Origin of the sequence: Mucilaginibacter sp., from assembly GCF_965201005.1 — a bacterium.
GTDB lineage: Bacteria > Bacteroidota > Bacteroidia > Sphingobacteriales > Sphingobacteriaceae > Mucilaginibacter_A.
Map to the genome: position 1 here is coordinate 3,346,821 of NZ_OZ241747.1, position 16,186 is coordinate 3,363,006.

The window sequence follows — 16,186 nt, forward strand, 5'->3', positions numbered from 1 at the left end:
TTTTTCAAATCCCTGCTTTAAATTTTTGCTTGTATCTTTGCTTTCTTCGATAAAAACAATGAATAATTCTGGAAATACGGATGTAATTTTAATCGGTGCAGGCATCATGAGTGCCACACTTGGCGTGATGCTGAAAGAACTGGACCCAAACCTGACTATACAGATTTTTGAACGGCTGGACAGTGCGGCTGCCGAAAGTTCTGACGCGTGGAACAATGCCGGAACGGGCCACTCGGCCTTTTGCGAACTGAACTATACACCCGAAAAACCGGACGGTTCGATCGAGATTATAAAAGCAATCAAGATTGCCGAATCTTTTGAAGAATCCAAGCAATTCTGGAGTTTTTTGGTGCAGCAGGGTTTTTTATCAAATCCGCCGGGTTTTATCAGAAGCATCCCGCACATGAGTTTTGTTTGGGGCGATGCCAATGTAACTTATCTGCATAAACGTTTTGAAGCACTCAGCAAAAACCATTTGTTTAAAGGAATGACTTATTCTGAAGACAAAAAACAGTTGGCCGATTGGATGCCGCTGGTGATGGAAAGCCGCAACCCGAACGAAAAAGTAGCTGCCACACGCATGGAACTTGGCACGGATGTAAATTTTGGTGCCTTGACCAAAGCCATGTTTACACAGTTAAATAAAATGGATGGCGTTGACCTGGAGTTTGGGCACGAAATACGCAGTTTGAAACAAAATCCAGACAAAACCTGGACGGTAAAAGTAAAAAACTTAAACACCGGTGAAAGCCGAAAAGTTACCGCAAAATTTGTGTTTATCGGTGCCGGTGGTGGCTCGTTGCCGCTGCTCGAAAAATCTGACATTCCGGAAGGAAAAGGTTTTGGCGGTTTCCCGGTGAGCGGACAATGGCTGAAATGCGTGAACCCGGAAGTGATTAAAAAACACCAGGCAAAAGTTTATGGTAAAGCTTCGGTCGGTTCGCCGCCAATGTCAGTCCCGCATCTGGACACGCGGATGATTGACGGCAAACGCGAACTTTTGTTTGGGCCGTATGCCGGTTTTTCTACCAAATTCCTCAAAAACGGTTCGTATATGGATTTGCCTTTGTCCATCAAGCCAACCAATATTTTCCCGATGATGGCGGCCGGGATCAAAAACATCCCGCTGACCAAATATCTGATCGATCAGGTCAGGCAATCGCCTCAAGACCGCTTAAATGCGTTGAAAGAATATTTCCCGGAAGCCAAAATGGAAGACTGGGAACTAGAAACTGCCGGCCAGCGGGTGCAGGTTATTAAAAACGACCCGGAAAAAGGCGGTATTTTAGAGTTTGGAACAGAAGTAGTAAGCGCGGCCGATGGCAGCATCGCAGCACTTTTGGGTGCCTCGCCGGGTGCGTCCACAGCGGTTTCAATCATGCTGGATTTGCTGGCCCGATGTTTTAAAAACCAGATCAACACGCCCGAATGGCAAAGTAAAATGAAGGAAATGATCCCTTCCTACGGCCAATCATTAGGGCAGGAAATAGCACTGGCAACAAAACTTCGCGAAGAAACCAGCAAAGTTTTAGGTTTGGTTTTACCGTAAACAGCTTAAATCAGCCCAAAAAATACCCGATAAAAACAGCATTAAGGATGAATTTCTGCGATGCTTTTTTTATGCCATAAAAATTTGTGATATGCTTTTTTGCAAAGCTATGTCAAGTCCAACAGCATTTCGTTTTTAACTCCTGTCCGGTTGTTTATCCTAAAAAAACACTTGTAAAAGAAGCATCTGATTTTTTTGTACAGATGCAGAACTTATTTTCTGCCTGATACTTATAGTTACATCAACTACAATTAATGGCAACTACAAAAAATTGGCAATTTTACATAATGGAAGCGTTGGCAATTGCCGGTTTCGTACTTTCTGCTGCTTTTACCTCTATTTTTTTAGAACATCCGGATTCGCCGGTTGCGCGCACAACATTAGCGGTACACCCTTTTCAAAAAAGTATCATTTTGGGTTTGGTAATGGGGATTTATATTACTTCCATTGCCCTTGCGGCTGGCAAATTATCAGGCAGCCACGCCAATCCGATGCTTTCCTCAGCATTTTTCCGTATCAAAAAAATAAGTTTTACCAATTTTTGCGCTTATTGTGCCGCACAATTTTTGGGTGCAATTGCCGCCATTTCGTTGCTCGATTTAACATTCGGTAAGCTTTTTGAACATCCTTTAATTGATTACAGCATCACCAAACCCAAGCCGGGCCATAGTTTAGGTGCTGCTTTTATCGCCGAATTTATCATCAGTTTTATTTTTGTGATGACTACGCTGTTTGTGCTGAGTTCTAAAAAACTTGAAAAATACAATGCGCTGATCGCCGGTTTGCTGATCGCTTTATTTTTGATTTTCGAGCTGCCTTACTCCGGCATGAGCATGAACCCGGCGCGTTCTTTCGCCAGTGCTTTGGTGGCCTGGAAATGGGAAGAAATCTGGGTATATTTTGTGGCACCGGTTATTGCAATGCTGCTGGCCACCGAGCTGTTTTTGTTGTGGCAAAAATCTTTAGGTGTTGATGCGGAAGGAAAACCGAAACTCACGGACGGGATTTTTGGCAGTCTGGCAATTTCCGAATTTCCTTCTGAAGGAAAATAATGCTTCTTTTATCGGTATAAATTACCTCTCCGAAAAAACACGCATAAAAACAGTATCATTATTTTTTTCATGCGGATTTGGATTTCGAACTATCCAAATTCCAGATTTTTTCTGCCTTTCTGCCGATCAGCCAGAATGATAATCCCAAAATGGCAAAAAACATCGTTTTGTTGATATTGTCCCACAAATATTCGGTGTAGCGCGTGTAGATATTGATGAGCAGAAATGTGATGCCGAACTCGCGGGCTATTTCGTCTTTCTTTTTCAACCCGTACAAAACAAAAATCAAGGAAGCGGCAATAGAAATCAAGGCCCAATAATATAAACTGATCTGTTTTACGCGCAGCCAATCGTTTATCGTACCAAAATTACCAAAAATAGAAAGCAGCCAAAGCGAGCAAAACAGGTAAGCCATGCCCACGATGTAAGTGAATTCGCGAAAGTATTCCAGCCATTTTTTCCGCCTCAGCACAAAGCAAAATGCCACCAAAATCGCCCCGAAAACCACAAAACGCAGCGGATAATTCATGCCCAGAAAGTAATGCCGCCAATCGGTTTGGTATCCGGTTTCTGTGCCGAACCAGCTCCCAAGGGAAATCAACGCAAACAGCCAGATCAGGTGTGAGTTGAGTTTGTAGGCGATGAAACCATACACAAAAACCGACAGTAAAAACAGTAACGAATAATGGCCGGAACCGTTGTCAAACGTTTTGCCGAGGTACGCAATGCAGTTGGCGGTAAACAAAATCCCCAGGAAAATAATGGCTTCGTTGCTGTAAACTTTTTGGGGCGAAGTTTTCTTGAGTTTTCTTCCGCGGAGGAACAGAAAAGCGGCCAAAATACCTGAAAGTAAGCTGATTAAAATATCCGGCGTGTTGTATAATTGCTGCAGCCAGCGGATCACTTTATCATCAATAATCAGTGAGGCGATGGCAATCAGGCCGCAAAATAAAGCCACCCAAAAAGAGTATTGCGCCAGCCGTTTCCAATCAAAACCTTTAACATCGTAGCTGTTACGCAGGTTTTGGGCCAGGTTTGGGTCGATCAAACCTAGTTTTTCCCAATGCGAAATGGTTTCGTCCAGAAATCCGCTTTCCTGCTTATCTAAGTCCAATTTTTCCAAAGCCGTAATTTAGGAATGGAAGATACTGTTTTTACCGGTTAAAAAATGCCAGCACATTTTCTTTATCGCGGCCAAGTTGTTCGGTCAGTTCTTCCAAACCGTTAAATTTTACATCGTGGCGGATAAAAGCGTGAAAACTCATTTGCAAGGTTTGGTTGTAAATATCTTCGTTAAAATCAAAAATATTGACCTCGATATTACGCGTCATGCCGTTTATCGTTGGGCGATGACCGATGTAAGCCATACCGAAGAGGCGCGGAGAGCGGAGAGCGGGGAGCGGAGATTCGCCTGTACTTTGTTCTATTAAGGCATTTCGCTCCTCGTTCTCCGCTCTCCGCTCTATTGTTACCGCATAAATCCCGTCGGCAGGTATCAGTTTATAACTTTCTTCGATAAAAAGGTTGGCGGTTGGATAACCTAAAGTGCGGCCGATCTGATCGCCGCGGATCACTTTTCCGGTGATAAAAAAAGCATAACCCAAAAACTGGTTGGCCAGTTGTGTTTCACCGTTCAACAGCGATTTGCGGATTTTACTGGAACTTACCGCCACTTCATTTACATCCTGCTCCGGGATTTCCTCGACCTCAAAACCATATTGCGGCGCAAATTTTTGCAGTTCTGCCAGTCCGCCGCTGCGGTCTTTCCCGAAACGATGATCATAACCGATCACGATTTTTTTGGTGCCGATACAGTTCACCAGCATTTCACGGATGTATTCCTCCGCAGAAAGATTGGAAAAATCACGCGAAAACGGTGTAATAATCAAATGATCAATGCCCAGTTCTTCCAGCAGTTTCGCTTTTTCGGAGATGGTTGTCAGCAGTTTTAGGTTTTGATCTTCCGGGTGCAAAATCAATCTCGGGTGCGGGAAGAAAGTTAAGATCACGGTTTCGCCGCCGGTTTGCCGGGCAACCTCCTGCAAACGGTCAATAATTTTCCGATGACCGAGGTGCACGCCATCAAACGTACCAATCGTAACCACGGCATTTGGCAGCGGTTTAAAATCCTGAATGTTGTGGTAAATTTGCATACTGTTTTTAGCACATAAATTTTAGGGTGATAAAAGAAGCATCAACCGGCGGGTTCCGTTTGGGTTTTTCCCGATCGGATATGGTTTACCAGTCCCATCACTTCATAAGCATCTTTCAGGTGAAAATTTCCGCTTCGGGTACGGGTCAATTTGGAAAGAAATGCGCCATTGTTTAATGCCGTACCAAAATCATGCACCAAAGAGCGGATATAAGTGCCTTTACTGCAAACCACGCGGAAATCGATTTCGGGCAGTTCAATCCTCGTAATTTCAAATTCGCTGATGGTAACTTGCCGGGCGCGGCGTTCCACTTCTTCGCCGCGGCGGGCTTTTTCGTATAAACGTTCGCCGTTGATTTTAATGGCCGAATGCGCAGGCGGAAACTGGCTGATCTCACCCAAAAACAGCTTTACGTTTCCTTTTATTTTTTCTGCGGAGATGTTTTCCAGCGGAAATTCCTGGTCAACTTCTGTTTCCAGATCGTAAGACGGTGTGGTGGCACCCAAAACCATTGTGCCTGTATATTCTTTTTCTTCTGCCTGAAAAGTATCAATTTGTTTGGTGAGTTTGCCCGTACAGATAATCAGCAAACCGGTTGCAAGCGGATCCAGGGTTCCGGCGTGGCCAACCTTTAATTTCAACGGTTTCAGGGAGTTGCGGATTTTGCCAACTACGTCAAAACTCGTCCAGTTGTAAGGTTTGTTGATTAAAAGAAGTTCTCCTTCAGGGAAATTAAAATCAGGAAAGATGCTGTTTTTATCGGACAAAATTTGTGTTTTTTATGCCGCTAAATGCCCGGTGTAATACAAACCGATCAGCACCAAACCCGCTATGATGCGATAAACACCAAACAGCTTAAACCCTTTTTTCTCCAGAAAAGTGATGAAAGTTTTAATGGCCAGCATCGCAACAACAAAAGCAATTACGTTACCAATCAGCAAAAATTTAAGCTGCTCGCCTGCAAAAAGCTGGGTGTGGTGCTTATGATAATCCCAAAGCTCTTTTACAGTTGCACCAAACATGGTTGGCACGGCCAGAAAAAATGAAAATTCTGCGGCTGCCTTGCGGGAAAGTTTCTGGCTCATGCCGCCAACAATTGTAGCTGCAGAACGGGAAACGCCCGGGATTACAGCCAAACACTGAAATATACCAACTTTAAATGCGGTTGGATAGCTGATTTCTTTTTCTTTATTTACCACCGGGCGGTTGAACCAGTCGTCCACAAAAAGCAAAATTATACCACCTAAAACAAGTGTTATGGCCACCACCAGCGGGCTTTCGAGCAAAATATCAATCTTTTTTTTGAACAAAAGGCCAATAATTACTGCCGGAATTACACCTACAATCAGTTTTAAATAAAAATCTATGCTGCGGAAAAAGCGTTTGAAATACAAAACGACCACCGAAAGTATGGCCCCTAATTGGATGCAAACTTCAAATAGTTTTACAAAATCATCCTTGCCAATGCCCATAAAAGCACTCGCAATAACCATGTGGCCGGTTGATGAAACGGGCAAAAATTCGGTTATCCCTTCAATAATGGCCAGGATAATGGTTTGGATCAGATTCATGCTTTAACATCCGGTTTTTTCAAAATCGAGTAAAAACCCAGGACAAAACCAATCATCACCACAAGCGGTGCCAGCACAATTTTGCGGAAATCGTAAATATCGGTATCGCCAATCATCAATATAAAACCAATAACCACTACGGCCATGCTGATGAGCATCCAGCGGTAATTGCTTTTGCCGAACACAAAGTGCAGCGGCTTGGTTTCTGTAGGTTTTAAAGCCATAATTATCTGTATAAATCGTAAATTTTTAAACGTAAAAACTTGTTGACGGCCAGGAAAGTGCTGAACCCGGAAATAAACATCCCTAAACCAATCAAGCTTAAAAAAATAATGCCGAACTCGTAATAGTTGCGCAGTAAAACCAGATCGGGGATTTGCCGGTAACCAAAATACAAACAGCCAACCAGTAAAATAATGGCAATCAGGCCGCCCAGCAAACCGTGCAGCAATGCAAAACCAACAAATGGCCAGCGGATAAAACCTTTTGTTGCGCCAACTAATTGCATCGATTTGATTAAAAACCGCTGCGAATAAATGGCCAAACGGATGGTATTGTTGATCATTGCGATGGAGACCACAAAAAATATCCCGGCAAAAGCAAGGATGACCAAACTGATGGAACTGATATTTTTGTTCATCAGGTCAACCATTGGCTCCTGGTACCGCGTTTCTTTTACGAGCGGATTTTTCGAGATTTCGGCCTGAAACTTTTTAATATTGACGTTGGTTGCAAAATCTGCCTTGAAATATACATCGATAGAAGACGGCAACACATTGTAACCCAGAAACTTAATGGCATCTTCGCCCATATCTTTCTGCAGGTTTCGGGCAGCCAGTTCTTTCGGTATATAAACGGCTTGTTTTATCTGCGGGTTGCTTTCCAGCTGTTTTTGCAAATGAGATATATCGGCCTCGTTGGCCGTTTCATCCACATAAATGTTAACTACCACGTTTTCTTTTACGTAATTGGAAATTTTACGGGCATGAACCAGCAGCAAGCCAAGCAAACCCAACATCAACAGCACCATGGCAATGCTGATGACGGTTGAAATGTATATCGTTTTTGTTTTTCTGGTTGAAGTGCTTGCTTCAAATTCTTCCAACATGATCCGAACCTTTTTGCGAAAATAGGAAACCTCATCCAAAGGTAAAACAATATCTGTTTTAATTTTGCCTTCCGCAGCAGCCAGAAACGGTTTTAACAAACATTAACAGCCCGCGTGTTTGTTTTTTTGCAGAACTATTTGCCGCCACATCAGTTTTAGGTAGATAAAAACAGCATCATGGAAAAAGCAAATTCTGGTAATAAACCCTCTCCTTCCGACGAAAAAACTTTCCCAAAAGTGGATGAAGGGCACGACAGCGTAATCCGCAAAGAAGATAAAACTTACCACGAAGATGATGCAAAAGCCAAAACCGAAAACCCGGCCGAGTATTATCAAAATGAAGAGCAGCCAGTGCAGCCGATAAAAGATGCGCCGAAAGAAGATTGAGCAATGCTTCTTTTAGCACCATAAATTTAAGTAAATCCGGTTTTAAAAAAGACCGGATTTGTTGCTATATTACAATTGATGGCCAAAGAAACCAGAAACCGCATCAATCAACAGGATTTAACTTTCAAAAAACGCTTTGCCGCGCTGGGCAACTTGCCAGCTTTTTTCAAACTGGTTTGGCAAAGCAGCCCCTGGAAAACCTCTTTTAGTTTTTTGCTGAGATTAATACGATCGGCCATGCCGGTGGCTTTGCTTTATATTGGCAAACTCATTGTAGATCAGGTGGTTTTGCTTAATCATAACGCATCAAATCAAAACGGACATCATTATTTATGGCAATTGGTTGCTGCGGAATTTGGCCTGGCTTTGCTTACCGACGCGTTAAACCGGCTGATTAATCTGCTGGACAGTTTGCTGGGCGATCAGTTTTCCAATCACACTTCTATCCGTTTGATGCGCCACGCGGCCACGCTGGATCTGGATCAGTTTGAAGATTCTGTTTTTTACGATAAACTCGAACGCGCCCGGCAGCAAACCGTTGGCCGCACGGTTTTGCTTTCGCAGGTAATGGGCCAGGTGCAGGATGTAATTTCCATGGCTTTCCTGATTACGGGCCTGATCGCTTTTAGTCCCTGGCTGATTTTATTGTTGCTGGTTTCCATTATTCCCGCTTTTTTGGGCGAATCATATTTTAACAATCAAAATTATGCTTTAACCCGAAGCCAAACACCCGAACGCCGCGAGCTGGATTATTTGCGATATCTCGGCGCAAGTGATGAAACAGCAAAAGAAATCAAGCTGTTTAACCTGGCCGGTTTCGTGATTGAGCGTTTCAAAAACCTGTCGGACAAGTTTTATACCGATAACAGCAAACTTGCCATCAAACGCTCTGCCTGGGGCACGTTTTTTTCGGTTTTGGGCAGCGTGGGTTATTATTCGGCTTATGTTTTTATCCTGATAAAAACAGTAAACGGCAGCATTTCGGTTGGAAGCCTGACTTTTCTGGCCGGTTCTTTCCGCCAGTTGCGTGCATTGATGGAAAGTATTTTAACACGTTTTGCGGCCGTTTCGCAAGGTGCTATTTACCTGTCGGATTTTTTGGGTTTTTTCGAGATCAAACCTAAAATTTCCGTTTCACAAAAACCGCTGCCTTTCCCAAACCCGGTTAAACAGGGTTTTACGTTTGAAAACGTAGGCTTTCAATACCACAACTCCGAAAACTGGGCCAACCGGCACTTAAACTTCACGCTTCATCCTGCAGAAAAACTGGCTTTAGTTGGCGAAAACGGTGCCGGAAAAACCACGCTGGTTAAGTTGCTGGCACGCCTTTACGATCCGACAGAGGGCCGGATTTTGCTGGATGGCATCGATTTAAAAGAGTATAAAATTGAAGATCTGCGATTTAACATCGGTGTGATTTTTCAGGATTATATCCGTTATCAAATGACTTTGTCGCAGAATATTGCCGTTGGGAACATCACAGAAATCAGCAATTTTCCGCTGATAAAAAAAGCAGCGCGCGAAAGTCTGGCCGATTCGCTGGCCGATAAATTGCCCGGCGAATACAACCAGTGGCTGGGCCGCAAGTTTAACGATGGCGTAGAACTTTCGGGCGGCGAATGGCAAAAAGTTGCTTTGGCGCGCGCTTACATGAAAGATGCGCAATTGCTGATTTTGGATGAGCCGACCGCCGCGCTGGACGCCCGCGCAGAATATGAGGTTTTTCAGCGTTTTGCGGAGTTGACAAAAGGGAAATCTGCCGTATTGATTTCGCACCGGTTTTCTACTGCGCGGCTGGCCGACCGGATTTTGGTTTTAGAGCGAGGCCAGATCCTGGAAATCGGCTCACATCAGGATTTATTGGCTTTGGAAGGAAAATATGCCGAATTGTTCCGGTTGCAGGCAATCGGTTATCAGTAATTGATACAATGATGCGATCAATACATCACCAAACTAATCATTTCGATCAGAAAAACACCTTTTTCAAATTTATAAAAATCTGTTTTTCATAAGGTTACTGTGGCCTGGGATTTAGTCAGCCGATTAATCGTCATCTGCGGACTGCTGGAATTTAAAAACACTAAGTCGCCGATTTTAAAAATCTTTCTTTTCCGTTTTCTTATTTCTAAATAAAGTTGGATTGTATTTTGAAGAGCTATTGTTAAATTTATTACAAAAAATCCTTATAATGCTTCTTTTATGCCTATAAATTTGGTGTGCCTGGATATTCAACAGGCACAAAAACTACAAAAAAACAATGATTTTTAGTCGATAAAAGAAGCATTGTAAATTGATCAACAGAAATCTAATCAGGATTAAAAGAAATGCTGCCAGAAATCTTGTTATAGCTTTTTCGGAACCGCTTGGCGAAGAGTGTTTCAAGCAGATATCCAATGATGACATAAGTAAGAAACAAGCCGTTCAATTAGCTGTCAATCAAGAGGATACTTGTGATATACTTGTTTTTTTATGTATAACTCCCGGGTCAAAACCATTCCTAAAGCAACAATTGGAGTAGCCAGCAAAACGCCCCAAAAGCCGGTTAAAGTACCCATAGCCACCTGAGCCACAACAGTAAGTATCGGAGGCATACTAATCATCTTTTTCTGAATTATCGGCTGGGTAACGGCACTTTGTATAATTTGTACCAGCGTGTACACACCAAACACCAGCAACGCTGTAGTTGGCCCCTGCATCAGGCCCAGCAGCATTGCAGGAACAACGGCAATTATAGGGCCGAAATTGGGCACAAAGTTTAGGAAACCGGCAATAAGGGCCAGGGTAAAAACCAGCGGCAGCCCTAATGCCCACAAGCCTGCCCCGGTAAATAATGCGATAAAGAAAAAACCGATAATCTGACCTTTAAGCCATTTCCTGAGCACATCGCCCAGTTGGTTTAGTAATTCATCGCCTTTATCTTTCGCTTTTTCCGGCAATAAATGAACAATACCTCTTTTATAAAGCTGCGGAGTGGCAACAAAAAACATGGTCATCAGAATAATCAGGTACAGATCACTCAAAATACCGAAACTGGAAGAAAAAAAGCGTTTGATCAGAGCCGAACTTTTCTCGGCACTGCCCCTGGAATTAATATAATCCAACGCTTTTCTGCCTATAATTGATTGATCAAGCTGCGCTTTGGCATTTTTAACAGTAGAAGGCAATACGTCGGACAGTTGCGTAATCTGCGCCTCCAGCCTTGCACCAGCAAACCAGAAGAAACCAACCAGTAAAAGCAGGTTGAATATAACGGAAACAATAAGACTGATTTTGGCGGGCAAATGCAGATAGCGCTGCAGCAATCCGGCAAAACCATGAAAGTAAATGGCCAGCAGCGCACTCGCCAGCAGCAATAGTAAAATATTTACAATAGCATTAAACAGCAGGAGGAACACAACGATAAAAGCAAGTATGCCCCATTTAATCCAGTTTTTTTTGATATAGACATCCCAGTCGATCGGGTCTTTACGTTTTTCTTCCGAATCCATAGGTTTTCTTAATAATGACAGGACAAGGTATTACAGCTTTTTAGAAAAGTTGGTAAAGTAACGAATCTATATTAACTGCTGCGAAAATCTTTTTAAAAAAGAATTTAAAACTTTAACAGTTTGTTTAAATTCTACTTGAAACAACGGCCATGCTTCTTTTATCACCTAAAAATTGGTGGTTTTTTATGAAATTTCTATCGACAAAAAACAAAATTTAAAGGCATAAAAGAAGCATTGTAAACTTTGCAAAGAATTTAAACAGTTTTACAAACGCCCGCAATATGACAAATATTTTTTTTGATAATTGGGAAAGCCTGACCAGGACTTTTATAATTACCGTTCTCGCTTATGTCAGCATCGTCAGCCTGTTGCGTATTTCGGGCAAACGCACACTTGCCAAAATGAACGCTTTTGATTTTATAGTTACCGTTGCATTAGGCTCCTGCCTGGCCACAGTTGCACTTAACAAAAGTGTGGCACTGCTGGATGGTGTTTTGGTGTTTTTTTTACTGATATTTATGCAATATTTGATCACCTGGCTATCGATAAGGCATAAAACCATCAAAAATTTAGTTACCTGCAGGCCGGTTTTGCTGGTTTATAAAGGGGAAATATTGCATGATATTTTGAAGAAAGAAAGAATTGGCATTGAAGATATTTATGTTTCTGCAAGGCAAAAAGGTATTGCCAGTTTACAAGATATTGATGCCGTAGTTTTAGAAACCACCGGAGATTTTACCATCTTGAAAAATATTGATCTGAACAAGGCAGAAACGCTAAAGGATGTAAAATTATACCAAACAGTAAAAAAGATCAAGTAAAAGACAGGTGCATTTTACCTATAAAATCACATTTTGAACCGATAGATCAGAAATAATATAATGCTTCTTTTACCTTATAAAATTTAGTGCCGCATCATTTTTAAATTAAAAGCAACCATTTTTTAAGTGATAAAAGAAGTATATAAAACCTGTTCGACAAGTTTTAAACAGGCAATTAATTAGCAGGCATCCGCAAAAAAAACCCATGCAAACCGGCGATTATTTATTACCGATTATCCTGATTGCCGGAATTTTCCTCAGCACAAAAGCCAAAAAACTTACGCTGCCTGCGGCATTAACGGCGGCTTTACTGGCCCTGTTTTTATATATTGGTGCAGGTTATTACGGTATATTGATGGCGGCCGCTTTCTTTACAATGGCCGTTTTGGCCACTTCCCAAAAAATGGCCGTAAAAGAAGCATTGGGCGCGGCCGAAAAAAACAAAGGGCAGCGCAATGCCGGGCAGGTTTTGGCCAATTCCGGAGTTGCCGGTTTAATGGGTTTGCTATGCTGTTTTTATCCTCATAAAATTGACTTGTTCAGGCTGATGATGGCCGCCGTTTTAGCTTCTGCCACTGCGGATACCATTTCTTCGGAACTGGGCACGGTTTACGGCAAACGGTTTTATAACATCATCAGCTTAAAACCCGACCAAAAAGGTTTGGACGGCGTGATCAGCCCGGAAGGAACGCTTTTTGGCCTGGCCGCCAGTAGTATCATCGCCGCGGTTTACAGCTTTAGTTTTGGCTGGAACATCAATTTTGCATGGATTATCCTGGCCGCAACCATCGGTAACCTGGCAGATTCTGCCCTCGGTGCAATTGTTGAACGGAAGGGTTTTATCAGTAATAATCTGGTTAATTTTTTAAATACAGTTGTTGCCGCTTTAATTGTTTTAGCGATATATTTTGCCGGATTTACTGCATAGATTTTACCTTTTTAAAGCCTGGTTTACCTTAACAGTAAATTATATGGTTACTTTTATGCGCAAAGTCTTTGTTGATGTCAGCTCAACTTTTTGATTTTATGCCGATAAAAACAGCATTTTAACTTTGCCTGATTTTTTAAACATTTGTAATTGTATGAACATGTCGATCATTTTTAAGCGGAGAAACCCTTTACTGCTTTTAGTCTTTTTTTTGCTGATTACGCCATTTGCTTTCGGCCAGCAACTTAATTTGGCAACGTATAACATGCGGAACGATAATGCCAACAATGGCGATTCTGCCCGCGGCAACGGCTGGAAACAACGTTTGCCGGTTATCGCACAACTTGTCCGTTTTCACGATTTTGATATTTTCGGCACGCAGGAATGCTTGTTTCATCAGCTAAAAAACCTCGAAACTGCCCTGCCCGATTATACTTACACCGGCATTGGCCGTGATGACGGCAAAACCGGCGGCGAGTTTTCGGCCATATTTTACAAAAAAAACAAGTTTAAACTGCTACGCCATGGCGATTTCTGGTTATCGGAAATTACTGATAAACCCAACAAAGGCTGGGACGCGGTTTTACCGCGGATTTGTTCCTGGGGCGCTTTTCAGGATAAAGCAACCGGTTTCAAATTTTATTTTTTTAACCTGCACATGGACCATATCGGCGTGGTTGCCCGCCGCAATAGTGCCGGACTTGTTTTGCAGAAGATTAAACAGCTTGCCGGCAACGCGCCTGTGATCCTGACGGGGGATTTTAACGTTGACCAGACTTCCGACAGTTATGCGGTGATCAACAATTCCGGCACGCTAAAAGATGCATATTTGCTTTCACCTGTAAAATACGCTCTGAACGGTACGTTTAACGATTTCAACCCAAACAACAAAACCGACAGCCGCATTGACCACATCTTTTTGAGCAAAGATTTTAAAGTGAAACGTTATGGTATTTTGACCGATAGTTACCGCTCGCAAAAAGCTGGCGGAAGCGAAAAAGAAACTTCTGCAAACGCGCCTAAAGAAGTTGCGCTGCAAAACTATCAGGCCAGATTGCCTTCCGATCATTTCCCGGTGATGGTGGTGGCTGGCTATTGAGTTTTGCAAGTTTGATTGAAGTGATATTGTTTTAACGAGGAATCCGGAGTAGTCTGGCTTATTTTAAGGATTAAAATTTTACTTGATTATATCCATCTAGACCTGGAAGGTTTTAAAAACCTTCCAGGTCTATAAACCCAACCTCTTATAATTTCCTCGCCTGCACCCCGTCCTGCGTAATCACCACGGGTTTAATCAATCCATTTGCATCAAAATATAGATGATCAATGCAGGTTACTCGATGATTGCCATCGGTTTCGTTAAGCGGACGGCGATGGTAAACAATATACCATTCATCTTTTCCAGGAACCTGAATCACGGAATGATGACCGGCACCGGTTGCCACTTTAGGGTCTTGTTTCAAAACTACGCCAATCCGCTCAAACGGGCCATCAATAGAGTTGGCCATGGCATAGGCCACACGATAATTCGGGCCGGTCCAGCCGCCTTCGCTCCACATTAGATAATACTTGTTTTTACGCGTGAAAAGAACAGGGCCTTCAGTATAATCTTTTGGGGTGATGGATTTGTAAACCGTACCGTCTGCAAACGGAATTAAGCCGGTAAAAGAAGCATTCAATTTGGCCATGTTGCAATGTCCCCAGCCGCCATAAATGATGTAATATTGGCCGTCGTGGTCTTTAAAAACAAATTGATCGATCGGTTGCGCGCCGTTTACGATTTTATCGATCAGCGGTTTGCCCAATAAATCTTTAAACGGACCTTCAGGTTTATCGGAAACCGCCACGCCGATGCCACCGGTTTGCTGATCGTTTTGGATATCGTTCGCCCCAAAAAACAAATAATATTTGCCGTCTTTTTTGGTGATGGCTGGTGCCCAAATCGCTTTTTTAGCCCATTTTACGTTGGCTGAATCCAAAACATGCGGATGCTTCGTCCAATGCACCAAATCCGGAGAGGAAAACGCATCCATAAAAACCTGCTGTTCATACGGTGCCGAATAGGTTGGGTAAACCCAGTATTGCCTGCCAAAAACCGTGGCTTCCGGATCGGCATACCAACCAGGGAAAATCGGATTGCCGCTTCTAAGTTTGTTTTTAACGATGGCGTGATTGGTTATTTGTTGCGCCCAGGCACAAAACATCAGCGAAGAAAATAAAGCGGTCAAAACTGTTTTTTTTATCATAAAATAGGATGTAATTAAACTATGATCTCAATAAAAGTAAAAATTTATTTGGCAATGTTGTTAATCAAGGCAACCATGTCTTTTTGATTTTTAAAATCAGGTTTATAGGTTTTTAGGTAAGCTTTGATCTCTGCTTCTTTTGTAGGAAATATTTTTTGTAATTGTTTTGCGTTCGATACTTTGATATATCTGTTGCCTTTTTTCAGCCAAAACTCTGTGTAAGGGGAAATCTTAAAATCCGAAGGAAGTTGAAGGTTGTAAACCGAATTTGCGCCGGAGTTGGTCCTGTTATAATTACCCGATAACGCGGTTGTAGCCGTTGTTTGCGTTGTGGTGCCGTATCCGCTGTCTTTCCCGGGCTGCTGGATATCGCATTTGTGTTGCACATAAAGGTTATATGGCGTATTTGTGCCGATCACTTCGTAAAAAACCGAATCGACTGGCACAAATTTAGTTTTGCCGATGTAAACGGTGTCAATTGTATTAATTTCGGACAGCGCGAGTTTTTGATTGTTTTGATCAAATATCATTTCCTGCGTGATGGAATTATAGTTTAAAAGGGCTTTGTTTTCTGCACCGGATTTCATTTTGACCATACCTTCCTTAAACTCCGGGAACACGTAATGCGATAAAGCAACGCCGGTTTCATTTTGGGCAGATAGCAAATTTACCTGCAACAGGCAAATAGCCAGATACAACAGTTTTTTCATGATAAACAGCTTTGGTTAAATTGGTTGTTAAATTTGGGCAATCAAAATGAAACAACAAATAATAATTTACAGATTGCCAACAAGCGGCAAACATCCGGCACTGATTTTATACCGATAAAAGAAGCATCCGATTTTCTGTTGCCGTTATCGCCCGGCCAAATAACTCAACAATC

The 16,186-nt window shown here is 42.5% G+C and carries 16 protein-coding genes; 7 read left to right on the top strand and 9 right to left on the bottom strand.

From position 1 onward, the window contains the following. Nucleotides 1-49: 49 nt before the first annotated feature. Both ACOFKR_RS15245 and ACOFKR_RS15250 read left to right on the top strand, forming a co-directional pair. Entirely contained in the window at nt 50-1,549 is a 1,500-nt protein-coding gene (locus ACOFKR_RS15245; RefSeq protein ID WP_419803651.1) for a malate:quinone oxidoreductase, read from the top strand. Between the two features lie 254 nt (nt 1,550-1,803). Then, a complete protein-coding gene (locus ACOFKR_RS15250) occupies nt 1,804-2,601 on the top strand; it encodes an MIP/aquaporin family protein (protein WP_419801657.1) in 798 nt (265 codons plus the stop codon). 67 nt (nt 2,602-2,668) lie between these two features. On the opposite strand, the gene ACOFKR_RS15255 is transcribed toward ACOFKR_RS15250, so the two are convergent. The 6 genes from ACOFKR_RS15255 to ACOFKR_RS15280 are packed head-to-tail and all read right to left on the bottom strand — an operon-like array spanning nt 2,669 to nt 7,430. Further along, nucleotides 2,669-3,724 (bottom strand): DUF2157 domain-containing protein, encoded by a 1,056-nt coding sequence (locus ACOFKR_RS15255; protein WP_419801658.1) that lies wholly within the window; start codon nt 3,722-3,724, stop codon nt 2,669-2,671. A 31-nt stretch (nt 3,725-3,755) separates the two neighbouring features. Beyond that, complete coding sequence (locus ACOFKR_RS15260) at nt 3,756-4,754, bottom strand: bifunctional riboflavin kinase/FAD synthetase (RefSeq protein WP_419801659.1); 999 nt, start codon at nt 4,752-4,754, stop codon at nt 3,756-3,758. 41 nt (nt 4,755-4,795) lie between these two features. Continuing rightward, on the bottom strand, nt 4,796-5,521 hold the full coding sequence (gene truB / locus ACOFKR_RS15265; RefSeq protein ID WP_419801660.1) for a tRNA pseudouridine(55) synthase TruB: 726 nt from the start codon (nt 5,519-5,521) through the stop codon (nt 4,796-4,798). Nucleotides 5,522-5,533: 12 nt separating this feature from the next. Then, nucleotides 5,534-6,325 (bottom strand): undecaprenyl-diphosphate phosphatase, encoded by a 792-nt coding sequence (locus ACOFKR_RS15270; protein ID WP_419801661.1) that lies wholly within the window; start codon nt 6,323-6,325, stop codon nt 5,534-5,536. After that, nucleotides 6,322-6,549, bottom strand: coding sequence for a DUF3098 domain-containing protein (locus tag ACOFKR_RS15275; protein WP_419801662.1), 228 nt, complete (start codon nt 6,547-6,549; stop codon nt 6,322-6,324). Before ACOFKR_RS15275 ends, ACOFKR_RS15270 begins: the two co-directional genes overlap by 4 nt. 2 nt (nt 6,550-6,551) lie before the next feature. Next, nucleotides 6,552-7,430 (bottom strand): cell division protein FtsX, encoded by an 879-nt coding sequence (locus ACOFKR_RS15280; RefSeq protein ID WP_419803652.1) that lies wholly within the window; start codon nt 7,428-7,430, stop codon nt 6,552-6,554. A gap of 180 nt (nt 7,431-7,610) precedes the next feature. Here ACOFKR_RS15280 and ACOFKR_RS15285 point away from each other — a divergent pair, with 180 nt between their 5' ends. Together ACOFKR_RS15285 and ACOFKR_RS15290 are read left to right on the top strand one after the other, a co-directional pair. After that, nucleotides 7,611-7,820 carry a hypothetical protein gene (locus ACOFKR_RS15285; protein ID WP_419801663.1) on the top strand — a complete coding sequence of 70 codons (210 nt, stop codon included), beginning with the start codon at nt 7,611-7,613 and terminating at the stop codon, nt 7,818-7,820. Nucleotides 7,821-7,898: 78 nt separating this feature from the next. Then, nucleotides 7,899-9,740, top strand: coding sequence for an ABC transporter ATP-binding protein (locus tag ACOFKR_RS15290; RefSeq protein WP_419801664.1), 1,842 nt, complete (start codon nt 7,899-7,901; stop codon nt 9,738-9,740). A 512-nt stretch (nt 9,741-10,252) separates the two neighbouring features. Here the strand turns inward: ACOFKR_RS15290 and ACOFKR_RS15295 are convergent. After that, nucleotides 10,253-11,308: an AI-2E family transporter gene (locus ACOFKR_RS15295; RefSeq protein WP_419801665.1), complete on the bottom strand. Its 1,056-nt coding sequence runs from the start codon at nt 11,306-11,308 to the stop codon at nt 10,253-10,255. Between the two features lie 281 nt (nt 11,309-11,589). On the opposite strand from ACOFKR_RS15295, the gene ACOFKR_RS15300 reads away from it, so the two are divergent. From ACOFKR_RS15300 to ACOFKR_RS15310, 3 genes are all read left to right on the top strand, one after another. Further along, nucleotides 11,590-12,129 carry a DUF421 domain-containing protein gene (locus ACOFKR_RS15300; RefSeq protein WP_419801666.1) on the top strand — a complete coding sequence of 180 codons (540 nt, stop codon included), beginning with the start codon at nt 11,590-11,592 and terminating at the stop codon, nt 12,127-12,129. Between the two features lie 205 nt (nt 12,130-12,334). Next, the gene (locus ACOFKR_RS15305; protein ID WP_419801667.1) at nt 12,335-13,057 is read left to right on the top strand and encodes a DUF92 domain-containing protein; all 723 of its coding nucleotides are present in this window, start codon (nt 12,335-12,337) and stop codon (nt 13,055-13,057) included. Nucleotides 13,058-13,211: 154 nt separating this feature from the next. After that, a complete protein-coding gene (locus ACOFKR_RS15310; RefSeq protein WP_419801668.1) occupies nt 13,212-14,156 on the top strand; it encodes an endonuclease/exonuclease/phosphatase family protein in 945 nt (314 codons plus the stop codon). Nucleotides 14,157-14,301: 145 nt separating this feature from the next. Here the strand turns inward: ACOFKR_RS15310 and ACOFKR_RS15315 are convergent, their stop codons facing one another. Together ACOFKR_RS15315 and ACOFKR_RS15320 are read right to left on the bottom strand one after the other, a co-directional pair. Continuing rightward, nucleotides 14,302-15,303 carry a glycoside hydrolase family 43 protein gene (locus ACOFKR_RS15315; protein ID WP_419801669.1) on the bottom strand — a complete coding sequence of 334 codons (1,002 nt, stop codon included), beginning with the start codon at nt 15,301-15,303 and terminating at the stop codon, nt 14,302-14,304. 44 nt (nt 15,304-15,347) lie between these two features. Then, entirely contained in the window at nt 15,348-16,013 is a 666-nt protein-coding gene (locus tag ACOFKR_RS15320) for a hypothetical protein (protein ID WP_419801670.1), read from the bottom strand. Between the last annotated feature and the right edge of the window lie 173 nt (nt 16,014-16,186).

Coding starts and splice junctions, on each gene's coding strand:
- ACOFKR_RS15250 (WP_419801657.1), top strand. CDS start 1,804: ATGGCAACTACAAAAAATTGGCAATTTTACATAATGGAAGCGTTGGCA.
- ACOFKR_RS15260 (WP_419801659.1), bottom strand. CDS start 4,754: ATGCAAATTTACCACAACATTCAGGATTTTAAACCGCTGCCAAATGCC.
- ACOFKR_RS15270 (WP_419801661.1), bottom strand. CDS start 6,325: ATGAATCTGATCCAAACCATTATCCTGGCCATTATTGAAGGGATAACC.
- ACOFKR_RS15275 (WP_419801662.1), bottom strand. CDS start 6,549: ATGGCTTTAAAACCTACAGAAACCAAGCCGCTGCACTTTGTGTTCGGC.
- ACOFKR_RS15285 (WP_419801663.1), top strand. CDS start 7,611: ATGGAAAAAGCAAATTCTGGTAATAAACCCTCTCCTTCCGACGAAAAA.
- ACOFKR_RS15290 (WP_419801664.1), top strand. CDS start 7,899: ATGGCCAAAGAAACCAGAAACCGCATCAATCAACAGGATTTAACTTTC.
- ACOFKR_RS15295 (WP_419801665.1), bottom strand. CDS start 11,308: ATGGATTCGGAAGAAAAACGTAAAGACCCGATCGACTGGGATGTCTAT.
- ACOFKR_RS15300 (WP_419801666.1), top strand. CDS start 11,590: ATGACAAATATTTTTTTTGATAATTGGGAAAGCCTGACCAGGACTTTT.
- ACOFKR_RS15305 (WP_419801667.1), top strand. CDS start 12,335: ATGCAAACCGGCGATTATTTATTACCGATTATCCTGATTGCCGGAATT.
- ACOFKR_RS15310 (WP_419801668.1), top strand. CDS start 13,212: ATGAACATGTCGATCATTTTTAAGCGGAGAAACCCTTTACTGCTTTTA.
- ACOFKR_RS15315 (WP_419801669.1), bottom strand. CDS start 15,303: ATGATAAAAAAAACAGTTTTGACCGCTTTATTTTCTTCGCTGATGTTT.
- ACOFKR_RS15320 (WP_419801670.1), bottom strand. CDS start 16,013: ATGAAAAAACTGTTGTATCTGGCTATTTGCCTGTTGCAGGTAAATTTG.